Origin of the sequence: Pseudomonas sp. LABIM340 (assembly GCF_040017195.2) — a bacterium.
GTDB lineage: Bacteria > Pseudomonadota > Gammaproteobacteria > Pseudomonadales > Pseudomonadaceae > Pseudomonas.
Map to the genome: position 1 here is coordinate 4,006,118 of NZ_CM200227.1, position 13,100 is coordinate 4,019,217.

At 68.6% G+C, this 13,100-nt stretch carries 11 protein-coding genes; 10 read left to right on the plus strand and 1 reads right to left on the minus strand.

The features are described from left to right. Positions 1 to 12 precede the first annotated feature (12 nt). Genes ABKS89_RS18245 through ABKS89_RS18270 form a run of 6 tightly spaced genes read left to right on the plus strand, consistent with a single transcriptional unit; the run spans position 13 to position 6,501 of the window. Positions 13 to 1,347, plus strand: coding sequence for an LLM class flavin-dependent oxidoreductase (locus ABKS89_RS18245; RefSeq protein WP_348586457.1), 1,335 nt, complete (start codon positions 13 to 15; stop codon positions 1,345 to 1,347). Continuing rightward, positions 1,344 to 2,282, plus strand: coding sequence for a 5'/3'-nucleotidase SurE (locus ABKS89_RS18250; protein WP_348586459.1), 939 nt, complete (start codon positions 1,344 to 1,346; stop codon positions 2,280 to 2,282). The genes ABKS89_RS18245 and ABKS89_RS18250 overlap by 4 nt, the downstream gene beginning before the upstream one ends. Then, positions 2,279 to 3,310 carry an LLM class flavin-dependent oxidoreductase gene (locus ABKS89_RS18255; RefSeq protein WP_348586460.1) on the plus strand — a complete coding sequence of 344 codons (1,032 nt, stop codon included), beginning with the start codon at positions 2,279 to 2,281 and terminating at the stop codon, positions 3,308 to 3,310. The genes ABKS89_RS18250 and ABKS89_RS18255 overlap by 4 nt, the downstream gene beginning before the upstream one ends. Continuing rightward, a complete protein-coding gene (locus tag ABKS89_RS18260) occupies positions 3,307 to 4,335 on the plus strand; it encodes an LLM class flavin-dependent oxidoreductase (RefSeq protein WP_348586462.1) in 1,029 nt (342 codons plus the stop codon). The genes ABKS89_RS18255 and ABKS89_RS18260 overlap by 4 nt, the downstream gene beginning before the upstream one ends. Then, positions 4,332 to 5,372 carry an LLM class flavin-dependent oxidoreductase gene (locus ABKS89_RS18265; protein ID WP_138214527.1) on the plus strand — a complete coding sequence of 347 codons (1,041 nt, stop codon included), beginning with the start codon at positions 4,332 to 4,334 and terminating at the stop codon, positions 5,370 to 5,372. Before ABKS89_RS18260 ends, ABKS89_RS18265 begins: the two co-directional genes overlap by 4 nt. Further along, positions 5,362 to 6,501: an LLM class flavin-dependent oxidoreductase gene (locus tag ABKS89_RS18270; RefSeq protein WP_348586463.1), complete on the plus strand. Its 1,140-nt coding sequence runs from the start codon at positions 5,362 to 5,364 to the stop codon at positions 6,499 to 6,501. The genes ABKS89_RS18265 and ABKS89_RS18270 overlap by 11 nt, the downstream gene beginning before the upstream one ends. Here the strand turns inward: ABKS89_RS18270 and ABKS89_RS18275 are convergent, their stop codons facing one another. After that, the gene (locus tag ABKS89_RS18275; RefSeq protein WP_192295936.1) at positions 6,502 to 7,578 is read right to left on the minus strand and encodes a sigma-54 interaction domain-containing protein; all 1,077 of its coding nucleotides are present in this window, start codon (positions 7,576 to 7,578) and stop codon (positions 6,502 to 6,504) included. A 291-nt stretch (positions 7,579 to 7,869) separates the two neighbouring features. Between ABKS89_RS18275 and ABKS89_RS18280 the strand changes: the two genes are divergently transcribed. The 4 genes from ABKS89_RS18280 (at position 7,870) to ABKS89_RS18295 (ending at position 13,093) form a co-directional block, all read left to right on the plus strand. After that, complete coding sequence (locus tag ABKS89_RS18280) at positions 7,870 to 8,790, plus strand: ABC transporter substrate-binding protein (RefSeq protein WP_138214530.1); 921 nt, start codon at positions 7,870 to 7,872, stop codon at positions 8,788 to 8,790. Beyond that, the gene (locus ABKS89_RS18285; protein WP_348586465.1) at positions 8,787 to 9,932 is read left to right on the plus strand and encodes a phosphotransferase enzyme family protein; all 1,146 of its coding nucleotides are present in this window, start codon (positions 8,787 to 8,789) and stop codon (positions 9,930 to 9,932) included. Before ABKS89_RS18280 ends, ABKS89_RS18285 begins: the two co-directional genes overlap by 4 nt. Before the next feature lies 1 nt (position 9,933). After that, complete coding sequence (locus tag ABKS89_RS18290; protein WP_348586467.1) at positions 9,934 to 10,809, plus strand: sulfurtransferase; 876 nt, start codon at positions 9,934 to 9,936, stop codon at positions 10,807 to 10,809. 112 nt (positions 10,810 to 10,921) lie between these two features. Then, positions 10,922 to 13,093, plus strand: a complete 2,172-nt coding sequence (locus tag ABKS89_RS18295) for a TonB-dependent siderophore receptor (RefSeq protein ID WP_138214533.1) — start codon at positions 10,922 to 10,924, stop codon at positions 13,091 to 13,093. Positions 13,094 to 13,100: the final 7 nt, after the last annotated feature.

Consider the following 13,100-nt stretch of genomic DNA (forward strand, 5'->3'; position numbering starts at 1 on the left):
GGGAGACAAGACATGACCCGCCGCACCGACCAGCTCAAGCTCGGCGCCTTCCTCGCCAACAGCGGCCACCACGTCGCCGCCTGGCGCCACCCCAAGGCCCAGGCCGACGCCAGCCTGGATTTCGACTATTTCAAGCAGGTTGCGCAGACCGCCGAGCGCGGCCGTTTCGACGCGCTGTTCGTCGCCGACGTGGTCGCCCTCTGGGGCCATCACCTCGACGCCCTGAGCCGCACCGCACGCGGCGAGCACTTCGAGCCGCTGACCCTGATGGCCGCGTTGGCCGCCGTCACCAGCCGCATCGGCCTGATCGCCACCGCCACCACCAGCTACAACGAGCCGTACCACATCGCCCGCAAGTTCGCCTCGCTCGACTATCTGTCCAAGGGGCGCGCCGCCTGGAACCTGGTGACCTCCGTGGTCTCGGACGAGGCCTGGAATTTCGGCCGCGAGGCGCACATCGACCACGGCGAACGCTACCGCCGCGCCGAAGAGTTCCACGACGTGGTGAAGGGCCTGTGGGACAGCTGGGAGGACGACGCCTTCCTGCGCGACAAGGCCAGTGGGCAGTACTTCGACCCGGCCAAGCTGCACGTGCTCGACCACAAGGGCGAGTACTTCTCGGTGCGCGGCCCGCTCAACGTGGCCCGCCCGCCGCAGGGCCACCCGGTGCTGGTGCAGGCCGGTGCCTCGGACGCCGGCAAGGCGCTGGCCGCCCGCGTGGCGGAAGTCATCTTCGCCATGGCCGAAACCATTCCCGCCGCCCAGGCCTTCTACACCGACGTGAAGCAACGCGCCGCTGCGCTGGGCCGCGACCCGGATGGCATCAAGATCCTTCCCGGTATCACCCCCTTCATCGGGCGTACCCGTGAAGAGGCCCGCGAGCTGTTCGAGGAATTCCAGAGTCTGGTGGACCCGGTGCTCGGCCTGCGCCTGCTGGCCGACACCCTCGGCGAGGACATCGACCTCTCCACCCACGACCTCGACGGCCCGCTGCCGGAAACCCCGGTTGGCCAGCGCGGCAGCCGCCGCGACAAGGTGCTGGAACTGGCGCGCAACGAAGGCCTGACGATCCGTCAGCTGTACCTGCGCCTGGCCGGCGGCAACCCGGTGATCGGCACCGCCGAAGACATCGCCGACACCTTCGATGCCTGGTTCCAGGCCCGCGCCTGCGATGGCTTCAACGTGTTCTTCCCGTACCTGCCAGGCGGCATCGAAGTGTTCGTCGACGAAGTGGTGCCGCTGCTGCAGGAGCGCGGCCTGTTGCGCCGCGAATACGAAGGCGCAACCCTGCGCGAGAACCTCGGCCTGGTGCGCCCGGCCAACCGTTTCGCCGGGAGTGCGGCATGAGGTTCGCGCCCCTGCTGGCCGCCGGCTGCGCCCTCGCGCAGCCGGCGTTCGCGCTGAACATCCTGCTCAGCAACGACGACGGCTACCGCCATCCGAACATCCGCGCGCTGTACACCGCGCTGAAGGCCGACGGGCACAGCGTGCGCATCGCCGCGCCCTACAGCGACCAGAGCGCCCGTGGCGGTGCCTTCTTCTTCGGGCGCGAGACACAGGTCGGCCGTGATGACGATCCGGCCTATCCCGACAGTTACTACCTCACCACCACCGAAAAGGGCCTCTGCGAAACCGCCAGCTGCGCCGGCCAGCAGGTGGACATCCGCATCAGCGGCACGCCAGTCATGGCCGTGCTGCTGGGGCTGGAGAAGGTCCTGCCGCACCCGGACCTGGTCATAGTCGGGCCGAACCCCGGCAATAACCTCGGCGCCCTCAATAGCGCCTCGGGCACCTTCAACGCCGCCAGCGTAGCGGTGCTCTCCGGCGTGCCCGCCCTGGCCGTCAGCGCCGACCTGAAGGAGCAGGACAGCCCGCGCATCGCCGCCATCGTCACCCGCCTGGTGGACGCGCTGGACAAGCACCGACAAGCCGACGGCGCTCTGCTGCCCAAAGGCGTAGGTCTGAACCTCAACCTGCCGCCGCTGGAAAAACTCCAGGGCGCGCGGCTGACCCACATCGGCAGCTACGTGCCCTTCCACGCCCTCTACACCGACGACCTTGGAAAACTCGACGCAAAGCTGGCGGGCAAACCGGGCATCGGTTTCGCCTGGTCGCCACCGCCGGACGCCAGCAACTCCGAGGATGAAGCGGTGTGGGTCGCCAAGGGCTACCTCACTCTCAGTCCGTTCAACGCCCTGCCCGGTGCACCGTCTGCCAGCGAGAGCCTCGGTGCCACGCTGACACCGCTGCTTGGGCAGATCGACCAGGAGCACCAACCATGAGCCGTCGCACTCTCCCCGGCAGCTTTCGCCTGGGCTTCCTCAATCGCGTGTACGCACCGCAGTTCGAGCCGCGCCTCTACCAGCAGACCCTGGAGCTGTTCGAGGCCGCCGAGGAGCTGGGCTTCGACAGCGGCTGGCTGGCCCAGCACCACTTCGCCAGCGAGAACGGCCGCCTGCCCTCCCCGCTGGTGCTGCTCAGCGCGGCGGCCGGGCGAACCCGGCACATCCAGTTGGGCACCGGCATCGTCGTACTCAACCAGGAGAACGCCCTGCGCCTGGCCGAGGACGCCTCGGTGCTCGACCTGATCAGCCAGGGCCGGCTGCAACTGGGTCTGGGCGCAGGCTTCGACCCGGACAGCTTCGCCGCCTTCGGCCAGAGCCTGGAAGGCCGCCACGCGCAGTACGACCAGCGTCTGGAGCGTCTGCGCCAGGCCCTGGCCGGCGAGCCGCTGAATGCTGAGGGCCGCGTGTTGCGTCCGGCCGCCAATGGCCTGGAACATCGCTTGTGGGAGGCGACGTCCCGCGTCGAACAGGTCGCCACGCGCGGCAACGGGCTGATCCTCGCGCCCAACCCTAATGCCGGTGCAGAGCCGCGCGCGCAGGTGATCGAGCGCTACCGCCAGGCGTGGCATCCTACCCACGCCGGAACGCCCCGCGTTGCCCTGGTACGCGCAGTCTTCCCCGGTGCCGACGCTGCCGCAGCCGGCTCGACCCTGTGCCAGGACATCCTCACCTACGTCGAGCGCCAGCGCCGCATCGGCATTGGCCACGCCGACCCGGCACAGGGCTTCGAAGCGGTGCTCGACGCCCTCGGCGTGCTGCACGGCGACCCGGCGAAGATCGCCGAGCAGCTGCGTGCGGATGCACCGCTGGGTGCCGATGACCAGTTGATCGTCCAGGTGCAGACCACCTCGACCGGCTTCGCCGAAGCCCTGCGGCACCTGGAAACCGTCGCCCGCGACATCGCCCCCGCGCTGGGCTGGCAACCGCGCCGGCAGCGCGCACTCGCACAGGAGATACCGGCATGAGCGCACTGCAAACCCGGAAGCCGTTCAAGCTCGGCTTCCTCACCCATGCCTTCGGCAGCGATCCGCGCCAGGTCTACCGCGACCTGCAGGAGCAGTTCGAGTTCGCCGAGGCGCTGGGCTTCGACGGCGGCTGGATCGCCCAGCACCACCTGAGCGGCGGCTTCGGCCAGCTGCCTTCACCACTGCTGCTGTTCGCCAACATTGCCGCACGCACCCGGCGCATCGAGCTGGGCACGGCGGTGGTCACCCTGCCGCTGGAAGACGCCCTGCGCCTGGCCGAAGACGCCGCCGTGCTCGACGCACTGTCCGCCGGCCGCCTGCAACTGGGCCTGGGCAGCGGCGGCGCCAATCTGGACATGTTCAACGCCTTCGGCCGCGACGCCCAGCGCCGCCAGGAGGATTTCCAGCAGGCCCAACGAGCACTGCAGGCCGCCCTGCTAGGCGCGCCGCTGCCCGGTGAAGCGCAGTTGCGCCTGCATCCGCCGGCGGCCGGGCTGCGGGAGCGGCTCTGGCATTCCCACGGCAGCGAAGCCGGCGCGGTGTATGCCGCCGAGCAAGGCAACGGCCTTCTGCTGGGCACCGCCACCCACGATCCGCTGACGGTGCAGAAGCCGCTGGCCGACGCCTATCTCGGCGCCTGGCAGGACGAAACGCGACGGCCGCGTATCGGCGTAGTCCGCGCGGTGTTTCCCGCTGAAGACAAGACCCAGTCCCGCGCGGAACTCGCACCGGACATCGAGCTGCACGTGCCCCGCCTCATCCGTGAGGGACTGATCGACGAAGCCGCCGACCTGGAAAGCCACCTGCGCCTGCTCAACGTCCACCATGGTCATCCCGAGGACGTGATTGCCAGCGTGCGCAACGACCCCTCGCTGTTGCCCTACGCGGACTACTTCATCGCCGTGGTGCAGTCGGAGAGTTCCACCCAGGCCCAGGTGTTGCGGCGCCTGGAGCAACTGGCGCGTGACATCGCCCCGGCACTGGGCTGGACGAGCGCCGGCGAGCGACTGGCGGTCGCCGGATGAGCCTGCGCTTCGCCTGGAAGCTCTGCGCCAGCGGCACCCGGCGCGGACTGGACTGGCAGGCGCAGCCATCGGAATGGGTGCAGCTGGCCCAGGCTGCGGAATACGCGGGCTTCGACGACCTCTACCTTCCCGGTGGCCCCAGCCAGCCGGACAGCCTGATGGTCGCCGCTGCCTTGTGCGCGCATACCCGGCGGCTCGGGTTGACCCTGAGCCTGCCGGCGGAAGCCATGCTCCCGGCCGCGCTGGCGGCCACCCTGCAAAGCCTTCAATCGCTGTCCGCCGGGCGGGTGCGCCTGCACCTGCCCGACAGCGATCGCGGCAGCCTGCGCCGGGCCTTCGGCGAGGTGCTCAACCGCGACCAGCGCCACGAACGCATCGACGAGTTCCTCGACATCCTGCAACGCCTGCTGCACGCCCCCGCCACACCGCTGGACCACAACGGTCGCTACTTCCACCTGGAGAACGCCGGACTCGGCCTGCGCGACCTGCCGCCCACGCCATTGCTGCTGGACGAAAGCCTGGGGGCCGAACGCATCGCCAGCCGCGCGGACCTCTGTTTCGTCCCAGGCGACAGCATTGCGCAGCTGGGCGAAACCATCGCCCGCCTGAACCGCGCGGCCCGGGTTGCTGGTCGCACGCTGGGCCACATCGCCAGCTTCGGGATCATCGCCCGCGACAGCGAGGAGCAGGCCTGGGACGAGGCTGCCCGGCAGGCGCAGGCCTTCGCCGCACCGGCCAGGGGCAAGCGCCGCCGCGCCGAGGCCAGCGTGGTCGAATTGCTCGCCGAGCGCGCCGAGCACCCCGCCCGACGCAGCGAAATCCACCCGAACCTGTGGCTGCCCGCCCCCGGCGAATCTCCGGTGCTGGTGGGCAGCTACAACCAGATCGCCAGCCGCCTTCGCGAACTGCACGGCGCCGGCCTCGACCAGATCATCCTGCAGGCACCCAATGCGGTGCGCGAGGTCCTGCGCTTCGGCGAACGGGTCCTGCCGCTGCTGCGCAACGAAGCTGAAAAGGACACCCGGATTGGCCGCTGAACCCAAACGCCAACGTATCGAGATCGACTGGTTCCTGCCTACCAACGGCGACGGCCACCACCTCACCAGCAGCGGCCTGCCCAGGGTCGGGCTGTTCCAGCAGGGTGAGCGCGCACCGACTCTCGACTACCTGCGACAGGTGGTGCGCGCCGCCGAGCAGGCGGCCTTCGACGGCATCATGGTGCCGACCGCCAGCGGCTTCGAAGACCCCTGGCTGATCGTCGCGCTGATGGTCCAGGAAGTACGCCGGTTGAAGTTCGTGCTGACCCTGCGCCCCGGCGTCGAGCTGCCCGCCTACACTGCGCACAAGGCCGCCACCCTCCAGCAGCTCAGCGACAACCGCCTGCTGCTGCACCTGGTCAGCGGCTCCAGCCGCTTCGAGCAGCGCGCCCTCGGCGACTTTCTCGAACACGACGAGCGCTATGCCCGCAGCGCCGAATTCCTCGACGTGTTCCGCGCTACCTGGGCCGGACGCGAGCACCACGGCCGGCACTACCGCACCGGCAGCCCGGTGCCGATCGCCCGTGAAGCCGAGCTGCCACCCATCTGTTTCGGCGGCGCCTCGGACGTGGCCGAGCGTATCGCTGCCAGCCATGCGCAGAGCTACCTGATGTGGGGCGAGCCACCGGCGATGATCCGCGAGCGCATCCTGCGTGTGCGCGAGCTGGCCGCCAAGCAAGGCCGGGAGCTGCGCTTCGGCCTGCGCCTGCACGTGTTCGCCGCCGCGGATTCGCGCCGGGCCTGGGCCCATGTCGGACGCCTGCTGGAAGAGATTCCCCGCGATGCTATCGAGCGTGCCCAGCAACAGCTGGCGGCCTACGAGTCGGTGGGGCAATCACGGCAGATCAGCCTGACCCAGGGCCGCGCGCACAGCGTGCGCGACCTGGAGGTCTCACCGAATCTCTGGGCGGGTGTCGGCCTGGTGCGCGGTGGAGCGGGTACGGCGCTGGTGGGGAGTTATGCGGAGGTTGCCGAGCGCATCGAGGAGTACCACCAGCTGGGCGTGGACACCTTCATCCTCTCCGGCTACCCGCACCTGGAAGAAGCGATCCACCTCGGCGAAGAGCTGCTACCCCTGCTGCGCCGCGATGCCGCTGCGGCCACTGCCCGACAGCGCCGTCGCGATTGATCAGGCCTTGGCGCGGCCCTTGAGCAGGCCGTGGTTGACCAGTAGCGTGCGCATGGCGTTGCGGCTGATGCCCAGCAGCGCCGCGGTGCGCAGTTGGTTGAAACCACAGTGGGCGAAGGACTCGCGGACGATCAGGTCCTCAAGGTCGTGCAGCAGGGTTTCCCCCGGCACTTCGAACAGCCGCTGCAACTGGTCGCGGATGATCTCCTGCGGTAATCCGGTCGGCGCTCCCGCGCCCATGCGCTGGCCGGACAGCGCGGCGGAGAACTTCAGGTGCTCGGGTCGCACCGCCTTCTCCCCTGCCACCAGCAGCGCCAGATGCACGACGTTCTCCAGTTCGCGGATGTTGCCCGGCCAGGCGTAGTCCAGCAGCGCGCTGACGGCGGCCTCGGAGAACATCGGCTCGGCGATCTTCAGGCGCTGGGCGTAGAGCCGGCGGAAGTGCTCCACCAGCGGCATGATGTCCAGCGGGCGCTCGCGCAGCGGCAACACGCGGGCCTGGGCGACATTGATCCGATAGAACAGGTCGAGACGGAAATTGCCGGCATCCACCGCCTGCTCGAGGTCGACGTTGGTGGCGGTGACCAGGCGGATGTCCACCTTGATCGGCTTGCGCGAGCCGACGCGGACGATCTCCTGCTCCTGCAAGGCGCGTAGCAGCTTCACCTGCAGCGGCATCGGCAGGTCGCCGATCTCGTCGAGGAACAGGGTGCCCCCGTCGGCCTCCTCGAACCAGCCGGCGCGGCGCCCGGTGGCTCCGGAGAAGGCTCCGGCCTCATGGCCGAACAGCTCGCTCTCGGCGAGGTTCTCGTTGATCGCGCCGCAGTTCACTGCGACGAAGGCGCCCTTTCTTCCACTGGCGCTATGGATATATCGCGCCACCAATTCTTTGCCGGTGCCGGTCTCGCCGTTGATCAGCACCGGCACCTCGCTGGGGCCGACACGGTCGAGAAACTCCAGCAACTGGCGCGAGCGCGGATCGGCGAACACCAGCGCCTTGGCACGAATGGACAGCGGCTGCTTCTCGCCCTGCGGCAAGGTCAGCACGGGCGTCGCGCCCCAGGGTGATTGGCTCATGGGTCCTGCTTGCAGCCTGCCTTAGATGAAGTCGTTACTTTATCCCTGACTTCTTATAACCATAAATATCTAAATCGCATGAGGTCATAACCCACAACGCCCGCGCCAGAGCGATTCGCGTGAATCTTGTGATTTCCATGTCCTGCAGGTCCTGCTCAGCCCGCCGGCAGTCTTTTTATTCCATTTGATTATAAAAACCAGTTAAATTCATATTGGTATATACCAAACGCCCTCCTCTTCAATACGCTCCATCGCAGTCGCCGGCCGTTGGCCGTATCGGAGATAGGTTCCATGTTTGCCTTGCGGGTCATGCTCGAATACTTCCACCCCTGGCCCAATTCGGCCGGTTTCTACCTCGCCCGTGAACGCGGCTGGTACCGCGACGCGGGGCTGGACGTGGAACTGGTGGTGCACGACCCCTACCACGGCGACACCCTGGACCACCTGGCGCGCGGCGCCGCTGCTTTCGGCGTGTTCCCCAGCAATCGCCTGCTGGTGCGTCGCGAACTGGGCCAGCCACTGATCGGCGTGGCAGCGATCAACCATCGCGCACTGGAGTCGATCCAGACCCTCACCGACAGCGGCATCCGCCGCCCCCGAGACCTTCAGGGCAAACGCCTGGCGCTCAACCCGACGCCGCGCGGCGTGGCCATGGTGCGCCACCTGGTAACCCGCGATGGCGGCGACCCGGATGCGGTGCAACTGGTCGATGCCGGCTTCCGCGAGCTGCGCCCGGAAGACCTGGCCGCCGGCCACGCCGATGCCAGCTTCGGCGGCTACTGGGCCTGGGAGGCACTGCTGCCGAGCTCCATCGCCGACGAACGCCGCGTCGTCCTGCCGGTGGACGAGATCGGCGCGCCGCCCTACCACAGCTATCTGCTGGGTGCCCGCGAGGACTGGCTGGATGCAAACGCTGACGTCGCCCGGCGCTTTATCGCCGTCACCGCACGGGGATTCCTCGCCGCGGCGGCCGAGCCGGACGCCGCATTGCCGGTCTACGAACGCACCATTCCCTACTTTCCCCGCGAGATGCTGGCAGAATCCCTGCGGCGCATCGCGCCCAGCTGGCTGCATCAGGGCCGCTGGGGCGAGCAGCGCGAAGAACTGCTGCAGCCCTACGCCCAGTGGCTGCATGACCATGGTGTGCTGCGCGACCCGGAAATATGGCGCGGCGCCACCAGCAATGCCTGGCAAGTGGAGAGCCCAGCATGACGAAACGCCTGAGCCACGGCATGGGCCTGGAGCCAGTGGAGGCCGACTGGCCGGCGCTGACCGAAGCGGAAGTCGCCGCCGTGCTGGCGGACTTCCCCCAGACGGGCGACGACGCTCGCGTGATCTGGCACAGCCCCCGCCCCTTCTCCGCTGCTGCACTGGTTGAGAGCGCCAGCGGTACGGTGTTCGTCAAACGCCACCACCCCAGCGTGCGCAGCGCTGACTGGCTGGCGGAAGAGCACGCCTTCCTCGATCACCTGACCCGCCGTGGCGCACCGGTCGCCCGGGTACTGCGCGACGGCCACGGCCGCAGCGCCATCGAACGGGGCGGCTGGACCTATGAAGTCCACGAGAAGGCCGAAGGCCTGGACCTGTACCGGGACGCGCTGTCCTGGACACCCTTCCAGCACAACACCCATGCCTTCGCCGCCGGCGCCGCGCTGGCGCAACTGCACCGCGCCGCCGAAGGCTTTGACGCGCCCTCGCGAGATGCCGGCGTGCTGCTCAGCAACCTGAACCTGTTCGGCGCGACGGACCCGCTCGCCGCCATCGAGGCGACCTTCCCCCTGGCGCCGGCTCTCGCCGACTACCTGAAGGCGCGCCCGTGGAAGGAAACCCTGAGCGAGCTGCACCTGCCGCTGCAGCGCACGCTGTTGCCCTACCTTCAGCGCCAGCCCGCACTGTGGACCCACAACGACTGGCACGCCTCGAACCTGCTGTGGAGCGAGAGCGGCCCGCAGGCGCAGGTGGTCTCGGTGCTGGACTTCGGCCTGAGCGACCGCAGCTTTGCGCTGTTCGACTTCGCCACCGCCATCGAACGCAACCTGGTGCCCTGGCTGGAGCTGGACCAGGGCCGCCCCGCCGAGGCCAACCTCGACGCCCTCGACGCGTTACTCAACGGCTACGCCAGCGTTCGCCCGCTGAGTCGCGACGACCTGCTCGCGCTGGCTGCGCTGCTGCCGCTGGTGCACGCGGACTTCGCGCTATCGGAGGTCATCTACTTCCACGGCATCCTCGGCTCGGCCGAGAGCGCTTCGCTGGCCTACGACAATTACCTGATCGGCCACACCCGCTGGTTCCTCGGCAGGGAAGGCCAGCGCCTGCTGGACCATATCCGCCAACTGGCCGCGAAGGTGGATTGAGATGAGCGCCCCCCTGATCAACGCCAACGGGCTCGCCGTCGTGCTGGATGACCCACGCCTGTGCCTGCTGGACGCCAGCGTCGAACTCGCCGCCCCGCAGTTCGACGGCGACTACCGCGCACAGAGCGGCTATGCCGGTTGGCTCGCCGGGCACATTCGCGGCGCGCGGCATGCCGACCTGCTGGACGATCTGGCGGATGCCGATGCGCCCTTCAGCTTCGCCCTGCCGGAAGCTCGGGCGGCGCTGGACGCGTTGCAGAAGCTGGGCATCCACGACGATTCGCTGATCGTGATCTACGACCGCAACGACGGTTTCTGGGCCGCACGCCTGTGGTGGATGCTGCGCAGCCTGGGCATCGACGCGGCCGTGCTGGATGGCGGGCTGCGCGCGTGGATCGCTGGCGGCTTTCCTCTGGAAGCAGGTGAGGCGGTCGTTGCCCGACGCGGGAAGCTTTCGGCCCCGGCGAAGTACCAAAGCGGCTTCTGGATCGATCGTCACGACGTCGAGAAGGTGGTGGCCGGCAATGCTCACGGCACGCTGGTCTGCGCCCTGTCCGCCGCCCTGTTCGACGGCAGCGCCGTTACCCGTTACGCCCGTCGCGGGCACATCCCCGGCAGTAGCAACCTGCCGGCGCGCAACCTGTTCGACGAAGACGGATGCTACCGGCGTGGTGCAGCCCTGAGCGAGGCCCTCGCCGGGCTGCGTCAGGCTGAACCACCCTTGCTGCTGTACTGCGGCGGCGGCATCTCCGCCGCCGCCCTCGCTCTGGCGCTGACACTGGCCGGGGAAACGCGGGTCGCGATCTACGACGGCTCGCTGCAGGAGTGGGCCGCAGAGCCCTCCCTGCCATTGACCACCGGAGCAGCTCCGGTCTGACAGCCCGCCCGCGGGCAATCACGTCTCACATCCAAGGCCATCCGTTTCGCGCGGGAGGGGTTCTGCCCCGCACATTCCCGGCGCACGCCCCGGCAATATTCAGGAGCGTTCCATGCAGTACCTGCCGCGCCCTGCGCGCACGCGATTTCCCCTCAGCCTGCTGGCCCTGGCCGTGCTGCTGGCCAGCGGCACCGGCCAGGCAGAGGAAGCCACCACCCTGGATACCGTCACGGTAATCGGTCAGGACACCGGGAGCTACGCCAGCGACCGCGCCTCGGTCGGCGGCTTCGGCGAGGCGCCGCTGCTGGATACGCCCGCTTCCATCTCGGTGTTCAACCAGGCGCTGCTCAAGGACCAGCAGGCGCGCCTGCTCAGCGACGTGTTGAAGAACGACGCCTCCACCGGCGAGGCCTACGCGCCGGTGGGCTACTACGAGAACTTCGAGATCCGCGGCTACTCGCTCAATGCCGCGAGCAGCTACAAGATCAACGGCCGTACCATCACCGGCGAGCAGAACGTGGCGCTGGAGAACAAGGAACAGGTCGAGGTGCTCAAGGGGCTGTCCGGCCTGCAGAGCGGCGTGTCCGAACCCGGCGGGGTAATCAACTACGTCACCAAGCGGCCACAGGACGTGCGCTCGGTAACCCTCGGCACCGACGCCGAAGGCGGCCGCTACCTGGCCACTGACGTCGGCGCCTGGCTGGACGCCGAGCAGACCGTCGGCGTGCGGGTGAACCTGGCCCACGAGGACCTGCGTTCCTACATCGACCACACCGACGGCAACCGTGACTTCGCCTCCCTGGCGCTGGACTGGAACCTCTCGCCCAACGCCCTCTGGCAGTTCGACGCCGAATACCAGAACCGCCGCCAGCCCTCGGCGCCGGGCTACCAGCTGCTTGGCGGCAGCGAACTGCCCCACGGCATCGACCCGCACGACCGCATTGGCTACCAGAGCTGGGCCGACCCGGTACGCATCGAATCGCTCAACCTCAACACGCGCTTCGAGTACCGCTTCGACGACGCCTGGACCGGCACCCTCAGCGCCTCGCGCAGCAAGGTGGTGATCGACGACTACAGCGCCTTCCCCTGGGGCTGCTACGGCGCCGCCAGCTGCGCCGACTCGGCCGTACCGAACTACTTCAGCCCCGAAGGCGACTACGACCTCTACGACTTCCGCAGCCCGGACGACACCCGTCGCAACGACGAACTGGAAGCCGCGCTGCACGGCCAGTTCGCCACCGGCTGGCTGCGCCATGAGCTGACTGTCGGCACCTCGGCCTTCCGCCGTGTACTGGACAGCCGCCCCGAACTCAACGAATGGGTCGGCACCGGCAATATCTACACCGGCATCGGCGCCGTGGAGCCCTTCGATGGCGAACCCGGCCACAGCTACCGTCACCTCGACAGCCGCCAGTACGGCCTGTTCGCCAGCGACCGCATCTCGCTGAATGACCAATGGCAGGTCGTGCTGGGCGGCCGCCAGGTGCGCCTGGACGAACGCACCTTCGACAGCGACGGCGACACCACCCGCCACACTCGCCGCTCGGAGTTCCTGCCCAATGGCGCGCTGATCTTCAAGCCGCGCGAGGACATCTCGATCTACGGCAGCTACAGCAAGGGGCTGTCGCTGGGGGGCGAGGCACCCTGGTTCGCCAGCAACGCCGGCGATACCCTGGCGCCCACCTCCTCACGCCAGGTCGAGTTCGGCATCAAGCAGGAGCTGCCCGGCTTCGACTGGAGCGCCGCACTGTTCCAGATCCACCAGGCCTACCAGTTCGCCCGACCTAACGGCGACGGCACCTTCACCTATGTGCAGCAGGGCCAGCAGAAGAACAGCGGGCTGGAGTTGTCCGCCAGTGGCCGGGTAACCTCCGCGCTGCAATTGAGCGGCAGCGTCGCGGCGATCCGCTCGCGGGTGGTGGGCAGCGGCACGGATGACTACGAGGGCCACCAGGCAATCAACGTCCCGCGCCTGCGCGCCAGCCTGCAGGCCGACTACGCGCTGGCCGAAGTGCCGGGGCTCTCGCTGCTGGGCACGGCGCGCTACAGCGGCGCCAAGTACGCCGACCGTGACGGCGCGGTGGAGGTCGGCGGCTACACCGTCTATGACGCCGGCGCGCGCTTCAGCACACGGATCGGCGACTACCCGACCACGCTGCGGTTGAGCGTCGACAACCTGTTCGACAAGCGCTACTGGCGCGATGTCGGTGAATATTTCGGCGACGGCTACCTGTTCCAGGGTGCGCCGCGCACGGCTCGCCTGACGGCGAGCGTCAACTTCTGAGGAAAGC

Excerpts from the sequence above, each read along its gene's own strand:
- ABKS89_RS18255 (WP_348586460.1), top strand. The coding sequence starts at position 2,279 with ATGAGCCGTCGCACTCTCCCCGGCAGCTTTCGCCTGGGCTTCCTCAAT.
- ABKS89_RS18280 (WP_138214530.1), top strand. The coding sequence starts at position 7,870 with ATGTTTGCCTTGCGGGTCATGCTCGAATACTTCCACCCCTGGCCCAAT.
- ABKS89_RS18250 (WP_348586459.1), top strand. The coding sequence starts at position 1,344 with ATGAGGTTCGCGCCCCTGCTGGCCGCCGGCTGCGCCCTCGCGCAGCCG.
- ABKS89_RS18290 (WP_348586467.1), top strand. The coding sequence starts at position 9,934 with ATGAGCGCCCCCCTGATCAACGCCAACGGGCTCGCCGTCGTGCTGGAT.
- ABKS89_RS18295 (WP_138214533.1), top strand. The coding sequence starts at position 10,922 with ATGCAGTACCTGCCGCGCCCTGCGCGCACGCGATTTCCCCTCAGCCTG.
- ABKS89_RS18265 (WP_138214527.1), top strand. The coding sequence starts at position 4,332 with ATGAGCCTGCGCTTCGCCTGGAAGCTCTGCGCCAGCGGCACCCGGCGC.
- ABKS89_RS18275 (WP_192295936.1), bottom strand. The coding sequence starts at position 7,578 with ATGAGCCAATCACCCTGGGGCGCGACGCCCGTGCTGACCTTGCCGCAG.
- ABKS89_RS18245 (WP_348586457.1), top strand. The coding sequence starts at position 13 with ATGACCCGCCGCACCGACCAGCTCAAGCTCGGCGCCTTCCTCGCCAAC.
- ABKS89_RS18285 (WP_348586465.1), top strand. The coding sequence starts at position 8,787 with ATGACGAAACGCCTGAGCCACGGCATGGGCCTGGAGCCAGTGGAGGCC.
- ABKS89_RS18260 (WP_348586462.1), top strand. The coding sequence starts at position 3,307 with ATGAGCGCACTGCAAACCCGGAAGCCGTTCAAGCTCGGCTTCCTCACC.